Raw genomic sequence first — 22,347 nt, forward strand, 5'->3', positions numbered from 1 at the left:
CTGTGCAAGGATTAAATATGAAGCATGATGTGGTTTACAACGCCGCCGGCGGCTTTCCTCCCGCCGGTCATTATTCGCCCAGCTGTACGGCCAATGGGACGGTCTATATCTCTGGTCAATTGCCGATCGCCTTTTCCGGTGAGAGTCTTGCCGACGAACCTTTCGCGCGGCAAGTCCGTCAGGTGCTGGACAATCTGGATGCCTGCCTGGCAGGGGCCGGCGTCGGCCGCGCGCAGCTGGTTCAGGTGCGCGTCTATCTGACGGATATCGATTTGTGGCCGACCTTCAATGCGCTGTATGCCGAATGGATCGGCGAGTTTCGCCCTGCGCGCGCGGTGGCCGGCGTATCGCAACTGCATTATGGCGCCGCCGTGGAAGTGGAAGCTGTCGCGTTGGCCGCCCTTTAACCCTTACTGACAGGTAACGCTATGACCGATTTGATTTTACCCGTTTATGACGACGTGGCCGCCGCCGCCGCGCGCATCAATGATTATACTCACCGCACGCCGGTACAGACTTCACGCACGGTTGACGACGATTTCGGCGCCAGCATATTTTTCAAATGCGAGAACCTGCAGCGCATGGGCGCCTTTAAATTTCGCGGTGCGATGAATGCTTTGCTGCAGTTTTCTCCGGCGCAGCGCAAGGCCGGGGTCGTGGCCTTTTCTTCCGGCAATCATGCGCAGGCGATCGCGCTGGCTGCCCGGCTGCTCGACATTCCCGCCACGATCGTCATGCCGCACGACGCGCCGGCGGCCAAAGTGGCTGCGACGCGCGGCTATGGCGGCAAAGTGGTGGAGTACAACCGTTATCATGAAGATCGCGAGCAGATCGGCCGGGATCTGGCGCAGCAACAGGGATTAACGCTGATCCCGCCTTACGATCATCCGCAGGTGATCGCCGGGCAGGGCACCGCAGCTAAAGAGCTGTTCGACGAGGTTGGCGAACTGGACGCGCTGTTCGTTTGTCTGGGCGGCGGCGGGTTGCTGGCCGGTTCTGCGCTCGCCGGGCGCCGGCTGTCGCCGGGTTGCCGAGTCTATGGCGTAGAGCCTGTGGCGTGCAATGACGGGCAGCAATCATTCCGTACCGGCCGCATCGTTCACATTGAGACGCCGCAGACCCTCGCCGATGGCGCGCAGACGCAGCACCTGGGCCAATATACTTTCCCTATTATCCGCCGGGACGTTGACGACATTCTGACGGTGACCGACGATGAGCTGATTAGCGCCATGCGCTTTTTCGCCGAACGAATGAAAATGGTGGTGGAGCCAACCGGCTGCCTGGGATTCGCCGCCGCCTGCGCGCATAAATCGATGCTGCGGGGAAAACGCGTCGGTGTGATCATCAGCGGTGGCAACGTCGACATTCGCCGCTACGGCGAGTTGCTGGCAGGTCAATAGAAACAGGCGGGTGACGAGAGAGAACCATGGTGACAGACAAGACAGTATTTGAGCAGGTCATGGCGCTGCTGAGCGCCGGAGAGGCCGGATTCCGGGTGATAGAACATCCGGCGGAGGGGCGCTGCGAAGCGGTGGCGGCGCTGCGCGGCACCGAACAGGGGCAGGGCGCCAAGGCACTGGTCTGCCAAACGCGCATCGACGGCGCCAAGCATTACATTTTGGCGGTGCTGGCGGCGGACCGTCAGGCGGATCTGCAGCGGTTGGCGGCCGAGTTGGGCGGTAAAAAGGCATCGTTGGTCAGCCCGGCGGAAATCACGACCCTGACGGCCTGCGTGCCGGGGGCGATCCCGCCGTTCAGCTTCCACCCGCAGCTCAGGCTGGTGGCCGACCCGGAACTGTTTGACCGTTACGATGAAATTGCGTTTAACGCCGGCGATCTGCAACGCTCCGTGGTGCTCAATGCGCAGGATTATCTGCGTATTGCGGCGCCTGAGTTTATTCATTTCGCGCGTACGGAGACGATGGCGGAGTGAGAAAAAGAGTGTCTGTTCAGACGAGTTGAACAACAACGCTGAACCGCCGTTTACCGCCGGTTCAGCGTTGTTATGCTATATCCTTTGTTCGGAACCGCTGGCTGAACGAGAGACTGAGTTTGATCACCAATCCCCTATCCCGCAAAGAGTACGCAGTATGGATGTCGTTAACGATAGGGCTCAGCTTTGCGTGGCTAAATCTTTTAGAGATTTATAATCGTGATACGTTATTTTTTCAGAAGTTGACGATTTCCGTCATCAATAACGTATCGTTCGCCGATGTCATCGCCCCTTACCTGAGGCTGATACTGTATCTTCCTGTCGGGCTATTGGCGGTGGTGCTGACGCTGCTGTTTTGCGCCCGGCGATTATGTGACACCCGGTTCTTCGTGCTCGCCTGGCCGGTTTCTCTGGCGATCTTCCTGGCCTTTTGGTTTATCAACGTCGCTTTCCCCGGGCATCTCAATCTGGTATTAGCCGCCAAATCTTGCGTACTGGCGCTGATTGGGCTGATCCCACCGAGGAAGCGGAAGACCGAATAATCGAACGCAGTTCGATGGAGAGTCCGTCCCCCAGAAAGCGAAAAACCCGCCATAGGCGGGTTCTTCTGAATAGGGCGACCGGACTCGGACAACCGGCGCTGGCGCCGCGTTGAACAGCGCTTCAGCGCTGGCCCGCAGGGTGAGGCCTTTGGCCGAATAATCGAACGCAGTTCGATGGAGAGTCCGTATCCCAGAAAGCGAAAAACCCAGCCATAGGCTGGGTTCTCTAAATATGGTGCCCGGACTCGGACAACCGGCGCTGGCGCCGTGTTGAACAGCGCTTTAGCGCTGGCCCGCAGGGTGAGGCCTTTGGCCGAATAATCGAACGCAGTTCGATGGAGAGTCCTGTCTCTGAAAAGCAAAAACCCAGCCATAGGCTGGGTTCTCTAAATATGGTGCCCGGACTCGGAATCGAACCAAGGACACGGGGATTTTCAATCCCCTGCTCTACCGACTGAGCTATCCGGGCAACGGGCAGCATTAAACCGTATTGGCATAAAGCCGTCAACGGCTTTATGCGTGAAAGACGCTAAAATGCGTCCGGTTGCTGGCTTTTCAGGCAAAGGGCGCAAAAAATGCGCCTGTTGTGGCTATCGCCTCGGGTTGGTGGCGCTGCCAACCCTGCCGATTCAGCTCAGCGCCCCGTTGCGGCGGCACTGCGCCACCTGCAAGATGTCTTCCGCCAGCCGTTTGGCGACCGATACGTCCTGGAGCTGGCGTTTTACCAGCAGTTTGCTCAGGCAACCTTCCTGAATCAGCTCCATTTGCTGCGCCACCATGTCGGCGTCGTCGGCGTCCATTTCACGCAGCAATTCGCGGGTCAGCTCCAGCGAGGTCAGCTTTTGCTGCTCCGCCAGCTGGTGGATCGGGTGGTCCGTTTCCGGGAAGAAGCTGCAGGCGGCGATAAACAGGCAGCCGGGATAGCGGTCTTGCTGCACGTATTCCGCCAGCACGTCATAGCGCGCCAGCAGCTTTTGCTGCGGGCTCAGATTTTCGTCCAGCAGCAGCTGGCGGCGCCAGGTGTCGATCTGTTGGCCGTGGTAGCGCAGGCAGTCGTACAGCAGCGCTTCGCGATCCGGCCAGAACCGTTTGAGATCGCCAGGCTGAACGTCGAGTTTTTCCGCCAGCATCTCTAATGTGGCGGTCGCCAGGCCCTGTTGTTCCAACAGGCCCAGCGCGGTATCAAGGACGTGTTCACGTTGCACTTGTGCTTCCTCCCATTCGCTTCCGATCTTCAGTGTCAGTTATCGCATCACTTTCTGCAAATGCGCGTTGAAGGCTTCCGCCTTCATAAAACCGGTGACCCGCTGCGCCGTCAGTTCCTGGCCCGCCGGATCGAAGAACAGGATCGTCGGCAGCCCCAGCACCTGCAGATGCTTCAGCAGCGCCGCCTGTTCCGCGCTGTTGGCGGTCACATCCGCCTGCAGCAGCACCGCGTTGGCCAGGCTCGCCTGCACCGCCGCATCGCTGAAGGTGTATTTCTCGAACTCTTTACAGGCTACGCACCAGTCGGCGTACAGATCCAGCATCACCGGCTTGCCGCGCGCCTGTTGCAGCGCCAGATCGAGCTGTGCGACGTTGTTGATGCGGGTAAAGGCCAGGTGCGGCTGAGCGGCCTGCTGCGCCTGGTCGGCGCCGAAAGCCCAGTCCTGCAGCGGCCGTGCGGCGATCACCGCCGCCGCCAGCAGCAGCAGTTGCAGGGCGCGAGCCCAGCCGCGCGCGCTTCTCAGGCTCAGGGCGAAAGCCCAGCCGAAGAACGCCAGGCCGAGCAGGCTCCACAGGCGCATGCCCCACAGATCGCCGATTACCCGCTCCAGCAGGAACACCGGCAGCGCCAGAATGACGAAGCCGAAGGCCTCTTTCACGTACTGCATCCACGGGCCGCTGCGCGGCAGCAGGCGGTTGCCGAACAGGGTGACGATCACCAGCGGAATGCCCATCCCCAGCGCGTACAGGTACAGCGTGCCGCCGCCGGCCCACAGATTGCCGCTCTGGGCGATATACAGCAGGATGGCGCTGAGCGGCGCGGTGGTGCAGGGCGAGCAAATCAGCCCGGCCAGAGCGCCCATCAGGAACACGCCGGTCAGCGAGCCGCCGCGCTGGGTGTTGCTCCAGTTAGCCAGCCGGGTTTGCAGTGCGGAAGGCAGCTGCAGGGAATAGAGGCCGAACATCGACAGCGCCAGGGCGATGAACAGCACCGACAGGCCGATCAAGACATAAGGATGTTGCAGCGCCGCCTGGAACTGCAGGCCGGCGGCGGCCACCACCAACCCGAGCAGGGTATAGGTCAGCGCCATGCCCTGCACGTAAACCACCGCCAGCGCCAGAATGCGGCCGCTGCTTTGCGGCCGGTCGCGGCCGAGGATGATGCCGGAGATCAGTGGGTACATCGGCAGCACGCACGGCGTGAAGGCGATGCCGATGCCGATCAGCAGCGCCCACAGCGGCGAAAACGGCAGGCTGGCCGGTGCGGCGGGCGCTTCAGCCGGTGCAGCGGCCGGGAGCGGGGCGGCAGCGCCGGCGCTGACCGCGTCCAGCGGGATGACCCGGGTTTCCGGCGGATAGCAGAAGCCGGCCTCGGCGCAGCCCTGATAGGTGACGCTGAGGCTGGCGTTGGCCGCCGCCTGTTGCAGCGGCACCTGCAGATTAAGCTGCTGCTTGAAGATGGCGACTTCGCCGAAGAACTCGTCCTTGTGGCTCAATCCTTCCGGCAGGGTAAAGGCGCCGAGCGTCGCCTGCTGGGGCACCAGTTTGATCTGCTGACGATACAGGTAATAGCCGGGGCGGATCTGCCAGTTCAGCGTTACCTGGTTGCCTTGCTGTTTGAAATCGAAAGCGAAGGCCCGATCGACGGGCACGAACTGGCTGCCGCCCGTCGGTGCGAACAGCGAAGCCTGCGCCGCCTGCGGCAGGAAGAACAGGCTGCACAGCAGCAAAATCAGTTTAATGAAGCGTTGATCCATGACAGGTAGTCTTTATCTCCGGCCATCACCGGCAATACCAGCAGCTCGGGTGTCTGGTAGGGGTGATGTTGTTTCAGGGTGTCGAGCAGGGCCTGCTGACGGCGGCGATCGCTTTTGAACAGCATCTGCACCTCGTATTCCTGTTCCAGTTTCCCTTCCCAGTAATACAGTGAGGTGGCGCCGGGCAGCAGCGTGGCGCAGGCCGCCAGCTTATCGCCCAGGATCCGCGCCGCCAGTTCCTGGGCGCTGGCTTCATCGGGTGCGGTACAGAGTATGACGACAGCTTCGCAATCAGACATCTTCAGCCCTCTCATCGGTTCGAATGAGCACTATACCCTGAAGGCGGATTGGCTAGAAGGCGAGTTTATCGCCAGAAGGAAAACCGGGGCCGCAGCCCCGGTCAAAGCATTACAGCATGACGCTGCCGAGCAGGAAGCCGAATACCACCGCGAAGATCACGCCCATGGTGCCGGGAATGAAGAACGGATGGTTGAACACGAAGCGGCCGATGCGCGTGGTGCCGGTATCGTCCATCTGCACCGCGGCGACCAGTGTCGGGTAGGTCGGCAGGATGAACAGGCCGGAAACGGCGGCGAAGGAGGCGACGGCGGTCAGCGGCGACACGTTCAGCGCCAGCGCCATCGGCATCAGCGCCTTGGCGGTGGCGGCCTGCGAGTACAGCAGCGCCGAGCAGAAGAAGAAGATCACCGCCAGCAGCCACGGGTGCGCCTGAATGACGCTGCCGGCCGTCTCTTTGATCCAGTCGATGTTGGCCTGCACGAAAGTATCGCCCAGCCAGGCGACGCCGAGGATACAGATACAGGCGCTCATGCCGGCCTTGAAGGTGCTGGAGTTCAGCACCATGTCGGTGTCGACGCGGCACAGCAGGGTGGTCAGCGTGGCGACGCTCAGCATGATGATCAGGATGGCGTTGGTGGTGTTCATCAGCGGCTTGGCCACCAGGCCCAGGCCCGGGCTGTTGATGATGGCGTAGGCGACCACGCACAGCACGCCCAGCAGGAACAGCAGCACCGAGGCTTTGGCGCGCGGTTTGATCGCCAGCGCGTTGTTGCCGCGCAGGGTGATCAGGCCTTCTTCCAGGCGTTTCAGGTAGACCGGATCGTTAGACAGCCTGGAGTCGAACAGCCAGGTCACCAGCAGCGACATCACCAGCACGGCGCAGAAGGTGGACGGGATCACCACCATCAGCAGGTGCAGGTAGCTGACGCCGTGGCCTTCCATCACCGAAGACATGTACACCACCGCGGCGGAAATCGGCGAGGCGGTGATGGCGATCTGGGCGGAGACCACGGCGGTCGACAGCGGCCGGCAAGGCTTGATGCCCTGTTCTTTCGCCACTTCGGCGATCACTGGCAGCGCCGAGAGCGAGATGTTGCCGGTGCCGGCGAAGATGGTCAGGAAGTAGGTGACGATAGGGGCGAGAATGGTGATATGTTTGGGGTTCTTGCGCAGCAGCTTTTCGGTCTGCTGCACCAGGTAGTCCATCCCCCCGGCGACCTGCATCGCGGAGATCGCCGCGATCACCGCCATGATGATGGAAATCACGTCGAAAGGGATGCTGCCCGGCTTGACGCCGATCAGCGCCAGGACCAGAACGCCCAACCCCCCCGCGAACCCGATACCGATACCGCCCAACCTGGCCCCTAAAAAGATGGCCAGCAGAACGATAACCAATTCTACGGCTAGCATAGTGTTTACTCCTTAAAATGAGATTTCCCGTCATCCTTGAAACTGCATCGGTGTTGGCTGCGAGCACTCACCCCAGTCACTTACTAGAGTAAGCTCCTGGGGACTTGCGCTCTTGCCGCCTTGATGCAGTCCCAATGATTTAGGGTGTAAATTGAAAATAAAACGTTAAAATTTTGTGGGCGCCGAAAAGTAAAAAGGCACGCTATCCAGAGGATTTAGCGTGCCTTTCAGGGCTACCGGGTAGGTCTGTTATTGTTCATTTTCATCCGTATAGCGTTTGGCTTTATAGGCCGGGTGCATCAGGTTCTCCACGGAGAAGATGTCATCCAGCTCGGCTTCGGTCAGCAGGCCGCGTTCCAGCACCACTTCGCGCACGCTCTTGCCGGTTTCGGCGCAGATCTTCCCGACGATGTCACCGTTGTGGTGGCCGATGAACGGGTTCAGATAGGTGACGATACCGATCGAGTTGAAGACGTAGTGTTCGCAGACTTCTTTATTCGCGGTGATGCCGTTAATGCATTTTTCCAGCAGGTTGTAGCAGGCGTTGGTCAGGATGTGGATCGACTCGAACATCGCCTGGCCGATCACCGGCTCCATCACGTTCAACTGCAGCTGGCCCGCTTCGGCCGCCATGGTAACGCAAGTGTCGTTGCCAATCACCTTGAAACACACCTGATTGACCACTTCCGGCACCACCGGGTTCACTTTGGCCGGCATGATGGACGATCCCGCCTGCAGCTCCGGCAGGTTGATTTCGTTCAGGCCGGCGCGCGGGCCGGAGGAGAGCAGGCGCAGGTCGTTACAGATTTTGGACAGTTTCACCGCCAGGCGTTTGAGCGCGCTGTGCACCATCACGTAGGCGCCGCAGTCGGAGGTGGCTTCGATCAGGTCTTCCGCTGGCACCACCGGCAGGCCGCTGACTTCCGCCAGTTTTTGCACCGCCAGCGGCTGGTAGCCTTCCGGGGTGTTGAGCGCGGTGCCGATGGCGGTGGCGCCCAGGTTCACTTCCAGCAGCAGCTCCGCGGTGCGGTGCAGGTTGCGGGTCTCTTCGTTCAGCAGCACGCTGAAGGCGTGGAATTCCTGGCCGAGGGTCATCGGCACCGCGTCCTGCAGCTGGGTGCGGCCCATTTTCAGGATGGTTTCGAACTCTTTCGCCTTGCGATCGAAGCCTTCGCGCAGCTGGTTGATGGCGTCGATCAGTTTCTGGTTGGAGGCGTACACCGCGATGCGGAACCCGGTCGGGTAGGCGTCGTTGGTGGACTGACACTTATTGAGGTGATCGTTCGGGTTCAGGTACTGGTATTCGCCTTTTTGGTGGCCCATCAGCTCCAGGCCAATGTTCGCCAGCACTTCGTTGGTGTTCATGTTCAGCGAGGTGCCCGCGCCGCCCTGGAATACGTCCACCGGGAACTGATCCATGCACTTGCCTTTATCCAGCACCTCGTCGCAGGCCTGGATGATCACGTCGGCGATTTTGCGCGGAATGGTTTTGAGTTCTTTGTTGGCCATCGCCGCGGCCTTTTTCACCATCACCATGCCGCGAACGAACTCGGGAACATCGCTGATTTTGCTGTTGCTGATGTAGAAGTTTTCAATCGCACGCAGAGTGTGAACTCCGTAGTAAGCGTCTGCGGGGACTTCACGTGTTCCTAACAGGTCTTCTTCGATACGAATGTTGTTTGACATGAGAACCTTCTCTATGTGTTGCTGCCGAATTAATAATTTGTCAGGTCAAGGCTAAAGGGCACAGCCTAAATTAATATTGCCGAAGGCTTGGGGCGTGAAACGATTAACCAAATCGCCCGTTGCTGCCCAGATCATATGCTGGTTGATAAGAAATGACTGAATCCAGATCACCTTATGGTGTTTAAGGATATGCCCTTTTCCGGTTCTGTGACTTCTTTCACGTTTGTGAACTTTAGCAATAAAAACCGGCTCTCGGTTGAAATGGTGGGGGGATGCCCTCATTGTAATGGTGTCGGCCGTTTACGGCCTCTTTTTTCGCGCCGTCGCCCCGTGGCGGCCGCGCTTTACCTACCGATAGGAGAACCAGGTGCGCTGGTTACCGCTACTGCTGATATTTCTGCTGGCTTACATAGAAATATCCATCTTTATCAAAGTCGCCGCCGTGCTCGGCGTGGCTGTCACCCTGTTGCTGGTGGTGTTCAGCTCCTGCGTCGGCATTTCGCTGGTGCGCAATCAGGGCATGAAAACCTTCGTGCAGATGCAGCAAAAACTGGCGGCCGGCGAAAGCCCGGCGGCGGAAATGGTGAAAAGCGTTTCGCTGGTGCTGGCGGGCTTCCTGCTGCTGATTCCGGGCTTCTTCACCGACTTCCTCGGCCTGCTGCTGCTGCTGCCGCCGGTGCAAAAATCGCTGACGCTGAAGCTGATGCCGCATCTGTCGGTGTATCGCCCCGGCGGTTGGACGGGCGGCGACGCCGCCAACGGCAACACCTTTGACGGCGAATTCCAGCGTAAGGACGACGAGCGCCCGGTGCTGGAACACCGCCCGGACGAGGATCGCAAACCTCACGATCGTTAAGCAAACGCGGCCCAGGCCGCGTTTTTCATCTCTGCGGCACTCGCCGAACCAAAAATGCGAAATTTTTTTCGTTAGCCCCCTTGAAGGGGGCTGGAACGCCCCCATCTCAAATGCCACGAGGCCGGTAATAACAACCATCCGGTGTACAACCCTAAATCTGATAGAGACCTTCTTACAGGAGAGCGTTCAATGAGTATTCGTCCATTGCATGACCGCGTTATCGTCAAGCGCAAAGAAGTTGAATCAAAATCTGCTGGCGGCATCGTCCTGACTGGCTCTGCTGCGGGTAAATCCACTCGCGGTGAAGTGGTTGCAGTGGGTAAAGGGCGTGTGCTGGAAAACGGCAACATCCAACCGCTGGATGTGAAAGTTGGCGATATCGTGATTTTCAACGACGGCTACGGCGTGAAAGCAGAGAAGATCGACAATGAAGAAGTGTTGATCATGTCCGAAAGCGACATTCTGGCAATTGTTGAAGCGTAATTGCGCTTTATCTTCTGAACTGAACGAGTTGAAGGGAAATACCAATGGCAGCTAAAGACGTAAAATTCGGCAATGACGCTCGCGTGAAAATGCTCCGCGGCGTGAATGTTCTCGCTGATGCAGTAAAAGTGACCCTGGGCCCGAAAGGCCGCAACGTAGTGCTGGATAAATCTTTCGGCGCACCGACCATCACCAAAGACGGCGTTTCCGTTGCGCGTGAAATCGAGCTGGAAGACAAGTTCGAGAACATGGGCGCACAGATGGTGAAAGAAGTGGCCTCCAAAGCGAACGACGCGGCGGGCGACGGCACCACCACGGCAACCGTACTGGCTCAATCCATCATCACCGAAGGCCTGAAAGCGGTTGCTGCCGGCATGAACCCGATGGATCTGAAGCGCGGCATCGACAAAGCGGTTGTCGCTGCGGTTGAAGAACTGAAAAAACTGTCCGTACCTTGCTCCGATTCCAAAGCTATCGCTCAGGTGGGCACCATCTCCGCCAACTCCGACGAAACCGTGGGTAAACTGATCGCGGAAGCGATGGAGAAAGTGGGCAAAGAAGGCGTTATCACCGTTGAAGAAGGCACCGGCCTGCAAGACGAGCTGGACGTGGTTGAAGGTATGCAGTTCGACCGCGGTTACCTGTCCCCATACTTCATCAACAAGCCGGAAACCGGTTCTGTTGAGCTGGAAAGCCCGTTCATCCTGCTGGCTGACAAGAAGATCTCCAACATCCGCGAAATGCTGCCGGTGCTGGAAGCCGTTGCCAAAGCAGGCAAACCGCTGCTGATCATCGCTGAAGACGTTGAAGGTGAAGCGCTGGCGACCCTGGTGGTCAACACCATGCGCGGCATCGTGAAAGTGGCTGCCGTTAAGGCGCCTGGCTTCGGCGACCGTCGTAAAGCCATGCTGCAGGACATCGCGACCCTGACTGCCGGTACCGTTATCTCTGAAGAGATCGGTCTGGAGCTGGAAAAAGCCACCCTGGAAGACCTGGGTCAGGCGAAACGCGTTGTCATCAACAAAGACACCACCATCATCATCGATGGCGTGGGCGACGAAGCAACCATCCAGGGCCGCGTTGCTCAGATCCGTCAGCAGATCGAAGAAGCGACCTCTGACTACGATCGTGAAAAACTGCAGGAGCGCGTAGCGAAACTGGCCGGCGGCGTTGCCGTTATCAAGGTTGGCGCAGCGACTGAAGTTGAAATGAAAGAGAAGAAAGCCCGCGTTGAAGACGCCCTGCACGCCACCCGCGCTGCAGTGGAAGAAGGCGTGGTTGCCGGCGGCGGCGTCGCGCTGATCCGCGTTGCAGGCAAAATCGCCGCGCTGAAAGGCGACAACGAAGACCAGAACGTGGGTATCAAAGTTGCGCTGCGCGCAATGGAAGCCCCTCTGCGTCAGATCGTGGTTAACGCCGGTGAAGAAGCTTCCGTTATCGCCAACCAGGTGAAAGCGGGCGAAGGCAGCTACGGCTACAACGCTTACTCTGAAGAATACGGCGACATGATCGCGATGGGTATCCTGGATCCAACCAAAGTGACCCGTTCTGCTCTGCAGTACGCGGCTTCTGTGGCTGGCCTGATGATCACCACCGAATGCATGGTCACCGACCTGCCGAAGGCTGACGCACCGGATCTGGGCGCAGCAGGCGGCATGGGTGGCATGGGCGGTATGGGCGGCATGATGTAATCATCCCCCACACGCTTGTGTGCTGAGAACCCCGGTCAAACGACCGGGGTTTTTTTATCTTAAAAATCAATAAAAAGAATGTTTGTTTAGCGCGTTATTAGTTCACTGAATGAATTATTGCATTATTTTGCTTTTACCCTAAACCGTTGTCGTTTCGTACCGATATAGCCCCTACCGGGCGGGGAATTTTCCCCCGCCGGGGTGACTGTCAACGGAGACGACTTATGCTGAAAAATATGAAAATAGCCACCTGGCTGATGTTGATGCTGTTGCTGCTGGGCTTGATGCCCATGGGAACCGGCGCCATCGCCTTCTATTTCATGCAGCAAAACGGCAACAGCATCGGCAGGATGAGCACTTTCTCCGACGAGGAAGCGGCGCTGAACCGCAGCTGGCGTTCCTTGCTGCAAACGCAGACGCTGATCGACAACCTGGCGTTCGAGCGTATGGCGCAGACCAGCAGAGCCGATATTCAGCAGGGCATTGATGAGGCGCGCGGCGAGCTGCGCGGCGCCGATGTCGCTTTCAATCTGTTCTGGGATACGCCGGGCCTGACGGTATCGCGCCCGGAGCTGGGCGAGGCGATGAAAAAGGTCTACCTGGCGCAGCAGAGAGTGCTGAAGCAAGAGTTGACGCTGCTGGCCGAGACGCCGCAGGCATCGTTGATTGAACGGCTGCACGCCATGGCGGCCGAGAAGCGTCAGGTGCGCCAACGGTTGGACGGCCAGTTTGCCGACTACATGCGGGCCACGGTGGCCGCCCACCGTCTGGCGGTGGAGGAGGCGGAGCAGACTCAGAAAGTGTTCGCCCGCCTGCTGAGCGGCACCCTGGCGGCGATCCTGCTGCTGCTGGTCGCCGTACAGCGTGATTTCCGCCGGCGCCTGATCCTGCCGCTGCGCCAGATTGCCGAACATTTGCAAAAGGTTGGGCGCGGCGATCTGCGCAGCAAGATCGTGGCGCGCAGCAACGATGAGATTGGCATGCTGTTCGCCAGCCTGCAGGCGATGCAGCAGGAGCTGAGCGCCACCGTGCAGCAGGTGCGTGACGGCGTGGAGTCGATCAACCACGGCACGCATGAGATCGCCGTCGGCAACGCCGATCTCTCCAGCCGCACAGAAGAACAGGCCAGCGCGCTGACGGAAACCGCCGCCAGCATGGAACAGATCACCGCCACGGTGCGGCAAAACGCCGATAACGCCAACCAGGCCGCCGGGATGGTCAATCAGACCGCCGGCATTGCCCGCAACGGCGAAACGCTGATGGCCAGCGCGGTCGACAAGATGCGGGCGATCAACGACAGCGCGCGTCAGGTGGGGGATATTACCAGCGTGATCGACGGCATCGCCTTCCAGACCAACATTCTGGCGCTGAACGCCGCCGTCGAGGCCGCGCGCGCCGGGGAGCAGGGGCGGGGTTTTGCGGTGGTGGCCGGCGAAGTGCGCAACCTGGCGCAGCGCTGCGCGACTTCGGCCAAGGAGATCAGCAGCCTGGTCGACGGCGTCACCGGCGATATCGCCGCCGGCGTGCGGCTGGTGGAACAGGCGGGCGAGACGATGAATGCCATCGTCGGCTCGGTGAACCAGGTGACGTCGCTGATGGATAACATCTCGTACGCGTCGCAAGAGCAAAGCAAGGGCGTTGAGCAGGTCGGGGTGGCGGTGACCCAGATGGATCAGGTAACCCAGCAGAATGCCGCGCTGGTGGAAGAGGTGGCGACCACCGCCGTCGGCGTGGAGGAGCAGGCGGCCCTGCTGGCGCAGGCGGTGGCGGTATTCCAACTGGCGGGAGAGCCGGAAGCGTCGGCTTCGGCGGCCGGTGCCGGCTGGGTATAATGCCGCCGCTCTGTATTTGATGATATTTTTGCCGCCCGGGGCGATTTAGCTGGTAAACTGGTTAGTCATCAGCTGTCGCTCAAGACGTTGGCCCGCTCGCGCGGCAACGGATGCTTAAGAGATGGCATCGCTTTCTGATATACCCTATGAATTTCAAGTTGTAGCTAGGCGGCCAGCTCGTGAGTCCCCAGGCGCTTACTTGAGTAAGTAACTGGGGTGAGCGAGTGCAGTCAACAACGCTACAGCTTGAAAGGCGACGGGTAGAAGATTTTGCGTAATTCTCAACATCGAATGGGGAACAAGATGCGGATTAAAGCCTTACTGGGTCTTTCGGCAGCGGTGCTGCTGGCGGGTTGCAGCACCACTCATGAACTGACCGCTGCGGGTCAGCAGATCAAGTTCACCGACAGCAAGCCGGCGGCGGAATGCCAGCTGCTGGGGGAAGTGACCGGCACCCAGAGCAACTGGCTGTCCGGCAACGGCGGTGAGGGCAGCTCCATGCGCGGTGCGGCCAACGATCTGCGCAACAAGGCGGCGGCAATGGGCGGCAACGTGATCTACGGCGCCAACAGCCCAAGCCAGAACCTGCTCTCCAGCTTCGCGCCGCTGGACAGCAAAATGGTCGGCCAGGTTTACAAGTGCCCGTAAGGCGCTGAGGCCAAACGCCGCACAGAGATAAAAAAAGAGGAATGCCACGGCATTCCTCTTTTCGTTCCATCAGGCCATGTGGCGCGCATCACTCCTGCATCAGGCGCAGGTCGATCGGTGTTTTGCTCGGTTCGCCGCCCACTTCACGCGTCAGGCGCGGCACCAGATAACCGGACACCTTGCTCAGCAGCGCCTGCATGATGACGCGCGCTTCATCGTCGCTGACCATGAAGTGCGCCGCGCCCTGCACCTTGTCCAGCACGTGAATGTAGTAGGGCAGGATGCCTGCGTCGAACAGCGCGTTGCTGAGCGCGGCCAGCGTATCGGCGTCATCGTTGACGTCGCGCAGCAGCACGCTTTGATTGAGCAGCGTGACGCCGGCGAGGCGCAGCTGAGCCATGGCGCTCTGCAGCTCGCGGTCGATTTCGTTGGCGTGGTTGATATGCGTGACCATCAGCACCTGCAGGCGCGAGGCCGACAGCAGGCGGCACAGCGCCGGCGTAATGCGCGCCGGGATCACCACCGGCAGACGGGTGTGAATGCGCAGGCGTTTCAGGTGCGGGATGGTCTCCAGTTCGCCGACCAGCCACTCCAGCTCGCTGTCTTTGGCCATCAGCGGATCGCCGCCGGAAAAAATGATCTCGTCGAGTTCCGGGTGTTGGCGGATATAATCCAGCGCCTGCCGCCAGTTGTTCTTGTTGCCCTGATTATCCTGATAGGGGAAGTGGCGGCGGAAGCAGTAACGGCAGTTGACCGCACAGCCGCCTTTGACCAGCAGCAGTGCGCGATTGCGGTATTTGTGCAGCAGGCCCGGCACCACGCTGCGCTGCTCATCGAGCGGATCGGTGGTGAACCCTGGGGCGTTGATGAACTCCTCTCTGGCGGTCAGAACCTGGCGCAGCAACGGGTCGTTGGCATCGCCGGGGCGCATGCGCGCAGCGAAGGCGCGCGGCACGCGCAGGGCAAACAGCCGGCGGGCATCGCGCCCCTGCGGCAGTTCCGGGTGCGTATTCAGTGACAAAAGCTGCAGTAATTCATCGGGATCGGTAATAACATCGGCGAGTTGATGCAACCAATCTTCTCTATGTGCCGTACTTTGGGTTATAATGTGTGCCATTTTTTTGGCTAAGCTACCAGTTCAAATATTCAGAGGGCCATCATGGCGACTTATTCTAGCAACGATTTCCGTCCGGGTCTTAAAATCATGTTCGAGGGCGAACCTTACGCCGTCGAAGCCAGTGAGTTCGTTAAGCCGGGCAAAGGCCAGGCGTTTGCACGCGTGAAAATGCGCCGTCTGCTGACCGGCACCCGCGTGGAAAAAACCTTCAAGTCTACCGATTCTTGCGAAGGCGCAGACGTGATGGACACCAACATGAACTACCTGTACAGCGACGGTGAGTTCTACCACTTCATGCACCCTGAGTCTTTCGAACAGCATCAGGTTGACGGCAAAACCGTCGGCGACGCGGCCAAATGGCTGCAGGATAACGCAGAGTGCATCATCACCCTGTGGGATGGCCGTCCAATCGCCGTTCAGCCGCCGAACTTCATCGAAGCGGAAATCACCGATACCGATCCTGGCCTGAAAGGCGATACCGCAGGGACTGGCGGCAAGCCGGCGACCCTGAGCACCGGCGCCGTAGTAAAAGTGCCGTTGTTCGTCCAGATCGGCGAAGTGATCAAAGTTGACACTCGCTCTGGCGAATACGTCTCTCGCGTTAAGTAAGTTTCAAAACAGAGGAACCCCCGCGGTTCCTCTGTTTTATCCCATCCTCGTTCGTTGGCAGAAAATCCGCATGTTCAAGAAAACGCTGTTGGCCGTGCTCTCCCTGTTGTTCCTTTTCTCCCTCAGCAGTTGCAATACGTTTCGCGGTTTCGGCGAAGACGTTCAGCATCTCGGCGGCGCCATCTCCCGCACGGCCAGCTGATCCCGCCTTTAACCCGATGTATTTGCGCCACAAAGCCGGTCACGATCCCACACCCTCCGTCAATTTTGACTACGCTTAGAAAGCCGTACTTTTTCATCAACGACAAATAAGGACTTTCTTATGCTGAAGAAAAGTATTATCGCGATCTTCTCTTTGATGATTTTGAGCTCGCTGACCGCCTGCAATACCACCCGCGGTGTGGGTGAAGACATTCAGGCCGGCGGCAAGGCTATTCAGCGCAGCGCGGAATAATCCGCATTCCACCCGGCGGCGTTCCGGCTGCGGAGAGCCGCCACATTTCTATCCCTTGCCTGAGCGTTAACGCTGCTGCTATCCTGCCGCAGTGCGGGTGAGGTTACCCGTCATGCATCACCTCGCTGAACGGGACGACCCGTTTACGCGTCATTTTATCGGGGACGACCCCAGTGGTAGGGAGGCCGTCTCATGGCCTGGATTATTCTGCTTATCGCCGGTTTGCTCGAAGTGGTTTGGGCTATCGGTCTGAAATACACCCACGGTTTTACCCGGCTGACGCCGAGCATTATCACCATCGCCGCGATGGTGGTCAGCATGTTGCTGTTGGCCAATGCCATGAAAACGCTGCCCGCCGGCACCGCCTACGCGGTGTGGACCGGCATCGGCGCGGTGGGCGCGGCCATCATGGGCATGGTGCTGTTGGGGGAATCGACCAATATCGCGCGCATCATCAGCCTGTGCCTGATCGTGGTCGGCATCCTCGGGTTGAAGTTCAGCAGTCACTGATCGGCGGACTGCTGCACCCAGATCAGCTTGTCGGTGGCGAAACCGTAGCCTTTGGCTGTCTGCAATAAACGGTCGCGCACGGCGGCGTCAAGCGTCGGCGTGCGCGACAGGATCCACAGATAGTCGCGGTTCGGGCCGCAAACCAGCGCGTAGCGGTAGTCCGGGTCCAGGGCAATCACGTTGTAGCCGCCATAGAAGGGGCCGAAGAACGACACTTTCAGCGCCGCGATCTGCGGTGAACCGATAAAGTAGGCTTTGCCTTCGCTTTCTTGCCATTGCTGTTTCTGCGGATTGAAGCCGCGATTGATGACTTTCAGTCCGCCGTCGGCGCGCGGGCTGTAGTGGGCGGTCACCTGCTGCAAACCGCGTTCAAAGCGATGATCCAGACGTGCAATCTCATACCAGGTGCCGAGATAGCGCTGGCTGTCGAAAGGGGTCACGACCTTGATGTCTTTAGGCGGGGAGACGCTGCAAGCGACGGAGAGCAGGGCGGAAAGCATGACGCTAAGCTTTGACCATAAACGCATCGGTGACTCCTGTTTACCGGGGGCGAGTAGACAGTGTAGCCGATGAGAAAAGGGCGGCCAACGGGCGTTGGCCGCCTGAGCGGTTTACAGCGTGACGACGCCGATGACGGTGACGACGCTAAGGATCGCCGCCAAACCGTAGAACACCCACTTGCCGGCCGGCACGTGGATCTTCAGATCGTGCATCGCATGGTGGATGCGGTGCAGGCCGCACCACAGCGGCAGAATGATCATCAGCAGCAGGAACAGGCGGCCGATCAGGCTCTGGCAGAACGCCAGCACGCGCTCGTAACCCAGCGCCTCACCGGGGAACAGCCCCAGCGGCAGCAGAATGCCGACCAGCAGTACGATGGCCGGCGCGACGATCGCGCCCCACATGCCGCCGGCGCCGAACAATCCCCAGAAAACCGGCTCGTCGGAGCGTTTAGGTGCTTGATTTATCATGTTTCCTCCGGATTAGATCAGGGCCACGGCCAGGATGACCACGCTGACGACGATGGTGACGGCCCACAGCCCTTTCACGATGGGGCCCGGCCCCATTTTCTCGCTGTTGACCACGATATTGGCGGCCTTCGGCGCCAGATCGAACCAGGTTTTGGTATGCAGCGCCGCCGCCAGCAGGGCGACGACGTTGATCAACAGCACCAGCGGATTCTGCAAGAAACCGACGAAGCTGGCCCAGCTCTCGGCGCCGCCCTTCAGCGCGAACACGCCGTAGAGCAGCACGATGCTGAACCACACCGCCAGCACCGAGGTGCCTTCGCGCAGCATGTAGAAACGGTAGAAGCCGAGCTTTTGCCACCAGGTGGGCGTCATGGTGCGCACATAGGGCTTACGTTGAGTTGTCATGGCAATTTTTCTCCCTTATTGCGGCTTCAGCATGGCGATCATGAAGTCTTTGGCGCTCTCCACCTTGCCCTGCTGGATGGCGGCGGCGGGATCGACGTGTTTCGGGCAGACTTCAGAGCAATAGCCGACGAAGGTGCAGCTCCAGACGCCGTTTTGGCCGTTGAGCTGCGGCATGCGCTGTTTCTTGCCGTGGTCGCGGTTGTCCAGGTTATAGCGGTGCGCCAGCGTGATCGCCGCCGGGCCGATAAACTCGGGGTTGAGGCCGAACTGCGGGCACGCGGCGTAGCACAGGCCGCAGTTGATGCAGCCGGAGAACTGGTGGTACTTGGCCATCTGCGCCGGGGTCTGCACGTTCGGGCCATCCTCCGGTTTGCGATCGTTGCCGATGATGTACGGTTTGATCGCCTCCAGGCTTTCGATGAAGTGGGTCATGTCCACCACCAGATCGCGCTCGATCGGGAAGTTGCCCAGCGCTTCGACCTTCATGCCGCCGACGTAGTCGCGCAGGAAGGTTTTGCACGCCAGCTTCGGCACGCGGTTGACCATCATGCCGCAGGAGCCGCAGATCGCCATGCGGCACGACCAGCGGTAGGAGAGATCCGGCGCCAGGTTATCCTTGATGTAGCCCAGCGCATCGAGCAGCGAGGTCTGTTCATCATAAGGCACGGCGTAAGTGACGAAATGCGGCTCGGCGTCACTTTCCGGGTTATAGCGCATGACGTCGATCTTCAGGGTTTGCATCTCAGCCATTTGCCTGCTCCTTATTCTTTTTCTCCTGCGCTTCGGCTTCTGCGCCGTAGACGCGTTTGGCCGGCGGCAGCTTGGTGATTTTCACGTCGCTGTATTCGAGACGCGGTGCGCCCTGCGGGTTGTGGAACGCCAGCGTATGCTTGAGGAAGTTGACGTCGTCACGCTCGGTGCAGCCTTCGTCCAGGCGCTGGTGGGCGCCGCGCGACTCTTTGCGGTTAAATGCGGAGTGCGCCATGCATTCGGCGACGTCCAGGCCGTAGCCCAGCTCGATGGTGTACAGCAGATCGGTATTGAACACGCTGGAGTTGTCGGTGATTTTGACGCGTTTGAAGCGCTCTTTCAGCTCGGCCAGCTTATCGATGGTTTTTTGCATCAGCTCCGGCGTGCGGTAGATGCCGCAACCTTCTTCCATCGACAGCCCCATTTCGTCGCGGATCTTCGCCCAGTTTTCGTTGCCTTCCTGCTTCATCAGGTTGCTCAGGCGGGTTTCGACGTCGCGTGTTTGCGCATCCAGCGCGGCGCCGTTGGCTGGCGCGGTTTCCAGCGCGCGGCGCGCCGCGTGCTCACCGGCGACGCGGCCGAATACCACCAGTTCCGCCAGCGAGTTGGAGCCGAGACGGTTGGCGCCGTGCAGGCCGACGGAGGAACATTCGCCGACCGCGAACAGCCCCTTGATGCGGGTTTCGCAGTTCTGGTCGGTTTCAATGCCGCCCATGGTGTAGTGCGCGGTTGGGCGCACTGGGATCGGATCTTTCACCGGATCGACGCCGACATAGGCCTTGGCCAGTTCGCAGATGAACGGCAACCGTTCCAGCAGCTTTTTCTCGCCCAGGTGGCGCAGATCGAGGTAGACCACGTCGCCGCGTGGGGTGGCGATGGTGCGGCCGGCGCGCCATTCGTGCCAGAAGGCCTGGGACACTTTGTCGCGTGGGCCCAGCTCCATGTATTTGTTCTTCGGCTCGCCCAGCGGGGTTTCCGGGCCCATGCCGTAGTCTTGCAGGTAGCGGTAGCCGTCTTTGTTCACCAGAATGCCGCCTTCGCCGCGGCAGCCCTCGGTCATCAGGATGCCGGAACCGGGCAGGCCGGTTGGGTGGTACTGCACGAACTCCATGTCGCGCAGCGGTACGCCGTGGTGGAACGCCATGCCCATGCCGTCGCCGGTGACGATGCCGCCGTTGGTGTTGTAGCGGTAAACGCGCCCGGCGCCGCCGGTGGCCATCACCACCGCGTTGGCGCGGATCTGCACGCGGGTGCCTTCCATCATGTTGAGCGCCACCAGGCCGCGCGCCTGGCCGTCATCCACCAGGATATCCAGTACGAAGTGCTCGTCGAAGCGTTGAATTTGCGGGTATTTCAGCGAGGTCTGGAACAGGGTGTGCAGCATGTGGAAGCCGGTCTTGTCGGCGGCGAACCAGGTGCGTTCGATCTTCATGCCGCCGAAACGCCGCACGTTGACCGAACCGTCCGGTTTGCGGCTCCACGGGCAGCCCCATTGTTCGAGCTGGGTCATCTCGCGCGGGCACTGATGCACGAAGTGATCGACCACGTCCTGCTCGCACAGCCAGTCGCCGCCGGCGACGGTGTCGTGGAAGTGGTAGTCGAAGGTATCGTGATCCTGAGTGACGGCGGCGGAGCCCCCCTCGGCGGCGACCGTGTGGCTGCGCATCGGGTAGACCTTCGAGATCAGCGCGATTTTCAGTTGGGGATTGGCTTCCGCTGCGGCTATTGCTGCACGTAAACCAGCGCCCCCGGCCCCAATAATGGCAAGATCGGCGTTAAAGGTTTGCACTGCATTCCTCCAATGTTCTTGTTAAGAACGGCAAGTTAAATATCTATGCTTAAAATTTAGCGAACTCTTCGGGTGCTAACTAATTGAACCGATTAATGTTGCTTAAAGGTTAAGGATAGATATCTCCCACCAATAATGGGGAATTAACTATACCTAAAGTTAAGTAGTCGAAATTTGATGTGATCGATTGTTTTGTCGATTAACGCTTGCCCAACAGGCTTGCCTGCCTTTTCGCGCGTTCGGCGTGCTTTACCCTTTTTAACGCGCTTTTGCCGCCTATTTATCGGAAATTGGCGTTATGACCGGTTGCGCATCGTGAAGAATTTGTTTGGCTGCAAGGATGCGAGTAGACTGCATCCCCTGTTTGATTTCGGAGTTAATTACCATGAGCGAAACGGCAAGCTGGCAGCCTAGTGCACCCATCGCCAATTTGTTGAAACGCGCAGCGATTCTGGCTGAGATCCGGCGTTTCTTCGCCGATCGTGGCGTGCTGGAAGTTGAGACGCCCACCATGAGCCAGGCGACGGTCACCGACGTTCACCTGTTCCCGTTCGAGACGCGTTTCGTCGGGCCGGGGGCGGCAGAGGGCCTGACGCTATACATGATGACCAGCCCGGAATATCACATGAAGCGCCTGCTGGCGGCGGGCAGCGGCCCGATCTACCAAATGGGGCGCAGCTTCCGCAATGAAGAAGCCGGGCGGCATCACAACCCGGAATTCACCATGCTGGAGTGGTACCGTCCGCACTACGACATGTACCGCCTGATGAATGAGGTGGACGATCTGCTGCAACAGGTGCTGGACTGCGAGAGCGCGGAGACCCTGTCTTATCAGCAGGCGTTCCTGCGCCATCTGGACATCGATCCGCTGTCGGCGGAGAAGACGCAGCTGCGCGAAGCGGCGGCCAAACTCGATCTGAGCAACATCGCCGATACCGAAGAAGATCGCGATACGCTGCTGCAGCTGCTGTTCACCGTGGGCGTGGAACCGCATATCGGCCGTGAAAAGCCGGCGTTCGTTTACCACTTCCCGGCCAGCCAGGCGGCGTTGGCGGAGATCAGCACCGAAGACCACCGCGTGGCGGAGCGTTTCGAGGTGTACTTCAAGGGCATCGAACTGGCGAACGGTTTCCGCGAGCTGACCGACGGCCGTGAACAACAGCAGCGCTTCGAGCAGGACAACCGCAAACGCGCGGAGCGCGGTCTGCCGCAGCAGCCGATCGACTATCACCTGTTGGCGGCGTTGCAGCACGGCATGCCGGAATGTTCCGGCGTGGCGCTGGGCGTGGATCGTCTGGTGATGCTGGCGCTGGGCGCCGAGAGCCTGAGCGACGTATTAGCCTTCCCGGTCGGGATCGCCTGACGTTTCAGGCGGTGAAAAAAGCAAAAAGGGTCGGC

General features: G+C 59.7%; 25 protein-coding genes and 1 tRNA gene. 14 read left to right on the forward strand and 12 right to left on the reverse strand.

All coding sequences use genetic code 11. The features are described from left to right. The first annotated feature begins 17 nt into the window (after positions 1-17). From AC2CGQ_RS16515 to AC2CGQ_RS16530, 4 genes are all read left to right on the forward strand, one after another. Positions 18-407 (forward strand): RidA family protein, encoded by a 390-nt coding sequence (locus tag AC2CGQ_RS16515; protein WP_046897895.1) that lies wholly within the window; start codon positions 18-20, stop codon positions 405-407. Positions 408-428: 21 nt separating this feature from the next. Continuing rightward, positions 429-1,400, forward strand: coding sequence for a threo-3-hydroxy-L-aspartate ammonia-lyase (locus AC2CGQ_RS16520; protein ID WP_484593767.1), 972 nt, complete (start codon positions 429-431; stop codon positions 1,398-1,400). 26 nt (positions 1,401-1,426) lie between these two features. Then, positions 1,427-1,933, forward strand: coding sequence for a YbaK/prolyl-tRNA synthetase associated domain-containing protein (locus AC2CGQ_RS16525; protein WP_484593768.1), 507 nt, complete (start codon positions 1,427-1,429; stop codon positions 1,931-1,933). 119 nt (positions 1,934-2,052) lie between these two features. Beyond that, the gene (locus AC2CGQ_RS16530) at positions 2,053-2,475 is read left to right on the forward strand and encodes a hypothetical protein (protein WP_350984556.1); all 423 of its coding nucleotides are present in this window, start codon (positions 2,053-2,055) and stop codon (positions 2,473-2,475) included. 393 nt (positions 2,476-2,868) lie between these two features. Here AC2CGQ_RS16530 and AC2CGQ_RS16535 read toward each other — a convergent pair. The 6 genes from AC2CGQ_RS16535 to aspA all read right to left on the reverse strand — a co-directional run bounded on the left by AC2CGQ_RS16535 (position 2,869) and on the right by aspA (position 8,834). Further along, positions 2,869-2,944: transfer RNA gene (locus AC2CGQ_RS16535), tRNA-Phe, on the reverse strand. A 160-nt stretch (positions 2,945-3,104) separates the two neighbouring features. Then, positions 3,105-3,680, reverse strand: coding sequence for a division control transcriptional repressor DicD (gene dicD / locus AC2CGQ_RS16540; protein ID WP_016929381.1), 576 nt, complete (start codon positions 3,678-3,680; stop codon positions 3,105-3,107). Between the two features lie 39 nt (positions 3,681-3,719). Continuing rightward, complete coding sequence (locus AC2CGQ_RS16545) at positions 3,720-5,438, reverse strand: protein-disulfide reductase DsbD (protein ID WP_049242679.1); 1,719 nt, start codon at positions 5,436-5,438, stop codon at positions 3,720-3,722. Then, positions 5,414-5,737, reverse strand: a complete 324-nt coding sequence (gene cutA / locus AC2CGQ_RS16550) for a divalent cation tolerance protein CutA (protein ID WP_021504953.1) — start codon at positions 5,735-5,737, stop codon at positions 5,414-5,416. The genes AC2CGQ_RS16545 and cutA overlap by 25 nt, the downstream gene beginning before the upstream one ends. A gap of 109 nt (positions 5,738-5,846) precedes the next feature. Next, a complete protein-coding gene (locus tag AC2CGQ_RS16555) occupies positions 5,847-7,148 on the reverse strand; it encodes an anaerobic C4-dicarboxylate transporter (RefSeq protein ID WP_099982767.1) in 1,302 nt (433 codons plus the stop codon). A gap of 249 nt (positions 7,149-7,397) precedes the next feature. Continuing rightward, positions 7,398-8,834, reverse strand: a complete 1,437-nt coding sequence (gene aspA, locus AC2CGQ_RS16560; protein WP_004929659.1) for an aspartate ammonia-lyase — start codon at positions 8,832-8,834, stop codon at positions 7,398-7,400. 367 nt (positions 8,835-9,201) lie between these two features. Here aspA and AC2CGQ_RS16565 point away from each other — a divergent pair, with 367 nt between their 5' ends. From AC2CGQ_RS16565 to AC2CGQ_RS16585, 5 genes are all read left to right on the forward strand, one after another. Next, positions 9,202-9,690 carry an FxsA family protein gene (locus AC2CGQ_RS16565; RefSeq protein WP_004929660.1) on the forward strand — a complete coding sequence of 163 codons (489 nt, stop codon included), beginning with the start codon at positions 9,202-9,204 and terminating at the stop codon, positions 9,688-9,690. A 189-nt stretch (positions 9,691-9,879) separates the two neighbouring features. Next, entirely contained in the window at positions 9,880-10,173 is a 294-nt protein-coding gene (locus tag AC2CGQ_RS16570) for a co-chaperone GroES (protein WP_004929661.1), read from the forward strand. A gap of 44 nt (positions 10,174-10,217) precedes the next feature. Then, positions 10,218-11,864: a chaperonin GroEL gene (groL, locus tag AC2CGQ_RS16575; protein ID WP_004929662.1), complete on the forward strand. Its 1,647-nt coding sequence runs from the start codon at positions 10,218-10,220 to the stop codon at positions 11,862-11,864. Positions 11,865-12,088: 224 nt separating this feature from the next. Then, complete coding sequence (locus AC2CGQ_RS16580; protein WP_099982768.1) at positions 12,089-13,696, forward strand: methyl-accepting chemotaxis protein; 1,608 nt, start codon at positions 12,089-12,091, stop codon at positions 13,694-13,696. 303 nt (positions 13,697-13,999) lie between these two features. Next, the gene (locus AC2CGQ_RS16585) at positions 14,000-14,344 is read left to right on the forward strand and encodes a DUF4156 domain-containing protein (RefSeq protein WP_004929664.1); all 345 of its coding nucleotides are present in this window, start codon (positions 14,000-14,002) and stop codon (positions 14,342-14,344) included. 88 nt (positions 14,345-14,432) lie between these two features. Here AC2CGQ_RS16585 and epmB read toward each other — a convergent pair whose 3' ends face one another. Beyond that, a complete protein-coding gene (gene epmB / locus AC2CGQ_RS16590; RefSeq protein ID WP_004929665.1) occupies positions 14,433-15,461 on the reverse strand; it encodes an EF-P beta-lysylation protein EpmB in 1,029 nt (342 codons plus the stop codon). 42 nt (positions 15,462-15,503) lie between these two features. Here epmB and efp point away from each other — a divergent pair, with 42 nt between their 5' ends. The 4 genes from efp to sugE all read left to right on the forward strand — a co-directional run bounded on the left by efp (position 15,504) and on the right by sugE (position 17,034). Beyond that, positions 15,504-16,070 (forward strand): elongation factor P, encoded by a 567-nt coding sequence (gene efp, locus AC2CGQ_RS16595; RefSeq protein ID WP_004929666.1) that lies wholly within the window; start codon positions 15,504-15,506, stop codon positions 16,068-16,070. A 70-nt stretch (positions 16,071-16,140) separates the two neighbouring features. Next, complete coding sequence (locus AC2CGQ_RS16600; protein WP_004929667.1) at positions 16,141-16,272, forward strand: entericidin A/B family lipoprotein; 132 nt, start codon at positions 16,141-16,143, stop codon at positions 16,270-16,272. A 120-nt stretch (positions 16,273-16,392) separates the two neighbouring features. Further along, positions 16,393-16,524, forward strand: coding sequence for an entericidin A/B family lipoprotein (locus AC2CGQ_RS16605; RefSeq protein WP_004929668.1), 132 nt, complete (start codon positions 16,393-16,395; stop codon positions 16,522-16,524). A 192-nt stretch (positions 16,525-16,716) separates the two neighbouring features. Next, on the forward strand, positions 16,717-17,034 hold the full coding sequence (sugE, locus tag AC2CGQ_RS16610) for a quaternary ammonium compound efflux SMR transporter SugE (RefSeq protein ID WP_004929669.1): 318 nt from the start codon (positions 16,717-16,719) through the stop codon (positions 17,032-17,034). Here the strand turns inward: sugE and blc are convergent. The 5 genes from blc to frdA form a co-directional block, all read right to left on the reverse strand. Continuing rightward, positions 17,028-17,561: an outer membrane lipoprotein Blc gene (gene blc / locus AC2CGQ_RS16615; protein ID WP_060558389.1), complete on the reverse strand. Its 534-nt coding sequence runs from the start codon at positions 17,559-17,561 to the stop codon at positions 17,028-17,030. The two genes, sugE and blc, sit on opposite strands and share 7 nt — an antisense overlap. A gap of 84 nt (positions 17,562-17,645) precedes the next feature. Then, a complete protein-coding gene (gene frdD, locus AC2CGQ_RS16620; protein ID WP_004929672.1) occupies positions 17,646-18,005 on the reverse strand; it encodes a fumarate reductase subunit FrdD in 360 nt (119 codons plus the stop codon). Between the two features lie 12 nt (positions 18,006-18,017). After that, on the reverse strand, positions 18,018-18,410 hold the full coding sequence (gene frdC, locus AC2CGQ_RS16625) for a fumarate reductase subunit FrdC (protein ID WP_033654886.1): 393 nt from the start codon (positions 18,408-18,410) through the stop codon (positions 18,018-18,020). Positions 18,411-18,425: 15 nt separating this feature from the next. Next, the gene (locus tag AC2CGQ_RS16630) at positions 18,426-19,160 is read right to left on the reverse strand and encodes a succinate dehydrogenase/fumarate reductase iron-sulfur subunit (RefSeq protein ID WP_004929676.1); all 735 of its coding nucleotides are present in this window, start codon (positions 19,158-19,160) and stop codon (positions 18,426-18,428) included. After that, the gene (gene frdA / locus AC2CGQ_RS16635) at positions 19,153-20,949 is read right to left on the reverse strand and encodes a fumarate reductase (quinol) flavoprotein subunit (protein WP_004929679.1); all 1,797 of its coding nucleotides are present in this window, start codon (positions 20,947-20,949) and stop codon (positions 19,153-19,155) included. The genes AC2CGQ_RS16630 and frdA overlap by 8 nt, the downstream gene beginning before the upstream one ends. Positions 20,950-21,334: 385 nt before the next feature. Between frdA and epmA the strand changes: the two genes are divergently transcribed. Next, the gene (epmA, locus tag AC2CGQ_RS16640; RefSeq protein ID WP_031300154.1) at positions 21,335-22,312 is read left to right on the forward strand and encodes an elongation factor P--(R)-beta-lysine ligase; all 978 of its coding nucleotides are present in this window, start codon (positions 21,335-21,337) and stop codon (positions 22,310-22,312) included. Positions 22,313-22,347 lie beyond the last annotated feature (35 nt).

The organism is Serratia sp. DFXYC6 (assembly GCF_057196085.1).

What these genes read in the sequence shown, in the direction of transcription:
- AC2CGQ_RS16630 (WP_004929676.1), bottom strand. Translation starts at nt 19,160, where the DNA reads ATGGCTGAGATGCAAACCCTGAAGATCGACGTCATGCGCTATAACCCG.
- epmB (WP_004929665.1), bottom strand. Translation starts at nt 15,461, where the DNA reads ATGGCACACATTATAACCCAAAGTACGGCACATAGAGAAGATTGGTTG.
- AC2CGQ_RS16555 (WP_099982767.1), bottom strand. Translation starts at nt 7,148, where the DNA reads ATGCTAGCCGTAGAATTGGTTATCGTTCTGCTGGCCATCTTTTTAGGG.
- blc (WP_060558389.1), bottom strand. Translation starts at nt 17,561, where the DNA reads ATGCGTTTATGGTCAAAGCTTAGCGTCATGCTTTCCGCCCTGCTCTCC.
- AC2CGQ_RS16545 (WP_049242679.1), bottom strand. Translation starts at nt 5,438, where the DNA reads ATGGATCAACGCTTCATTAAACTGATTTTGCTGCTGTGCAGCCTGTTC.
- AC2CGQ_RS16605 (WP_004929668.1), top strand. Translation starts at nt 16,393, where the DNA reads ATGCTGAAGAAAAGTATTATCGCGATCTTCTCTTTGATGATTTTGAGC.
- AC2CGQ_RS16525 (WP_484593768.1), top strand. Translation starts at nt 1,427, where the DNA reads ATGGTGACAGACAAGACAGTATTTGAGCAGGTCATGGCGCTGCTGAGC.
- AC2CGQ_RS16520 (WP_484593767.1), top strand. Translation starts at nt 429, where the DNA reads ATGACCGATTTGATTTTACCCGTTTATGACGACGTGGCCGCCGCCGCC.
- frdC (WP_033654886.1), bottom strand. Translation starts at nt 18,410, where the DNA reads ATGACAACTCAACGTAAGCCCTATGTGCGCACCATGACGCCCACCTGG.
- cutA (WP_021504953.1), bottom strand. Translation starts at nt 5,737, where the DNA reads ATGTCTGATTGCGAAGCTGTCGTCATACTCTGTACCGCACCCGATGAA.
- aspA (WP_004929659.1), bottom strand. Translation starts at nt 8,834, where the DNA reads ATGTCAAACAACATTCGTATCGAAGAAGACCTGTTAGGAACACGTGAA.
- epmA (WP_031300154.1), top strand. Translation starts at nt 21,335, where the DNA reads ATGAGCGAAACGGCAAGCTGGCAGCCTAGTGCACCCATCGCCAATTTG.
- AC2CGQ_RS16515 (WP_046897895.1), top strand. Translation starts at nt 18, where the DNA reads ATGAAGCATGATGTGGTTTACAACGCCGCCGGCGGCTTTCCTCCCGCC.
- AC2CGQ_RS16580 (WP_099982768.1), top strand. Translation starts at nt 12,089, where the DNA reads ATGCTGAAAAATATGAAAATAGCCACCTGGCTGATGTTGATGCTGTTG.
- frdD (WP_004929672.1), bottom strand. Translation starts at nt 18,005, where the DNA reads ATGATAAATCAAGCACCTAAACGCTCCGACGAGCCGGTTTTCTGGGGA.
- groL (WP_004929662.1), top strand. Translation starts at nt 10,218, where the DNA reads ATGGCAGCTAAAGACGTAAAATTCGGCAATGACGCTCGCGTGAAAATG.
- AC2CGQ_RS16600 (WP_004929667.1), top strand. Translation starts at nt 16,141, where the DNA reads ATGTTCAAGAAAACGCTGTTGGCCGTGCTCTCCCTGTTGTTCCTTTTC.
- AC2CGQ_RS16570 (WP_004929661.1), top strand. Translation starts at nt 9,880, where the DNA reads ATGAGTATTCGTCCATTGCATGACCGCGTTATCGTCAAGCGCAAAGAA.
- AC2CGQ_RS16585 (WP_004929664.1), top strand. Translation starts at nt 14,000, where the DNA reads ATGCGGATTAAAGCCTTACTGGGTCTTTCGGCAGCGGTGCTGCTGGCG.
- efp (WP_004929666.1), top strand. Translation starts at nt 15,504, where the DNA reads ATGGCGACTTATTCTAGCAACGATTTCCGTCCGGGTCTTAAAATCATG.
- sugE (WP_004929669.1), top strand. Translation starts at nt 16,717, where the DNA reads ATGGCCTGGATTATTCTGCTTATCGCCGGTTTGCTCGAAGTGGTTTGG.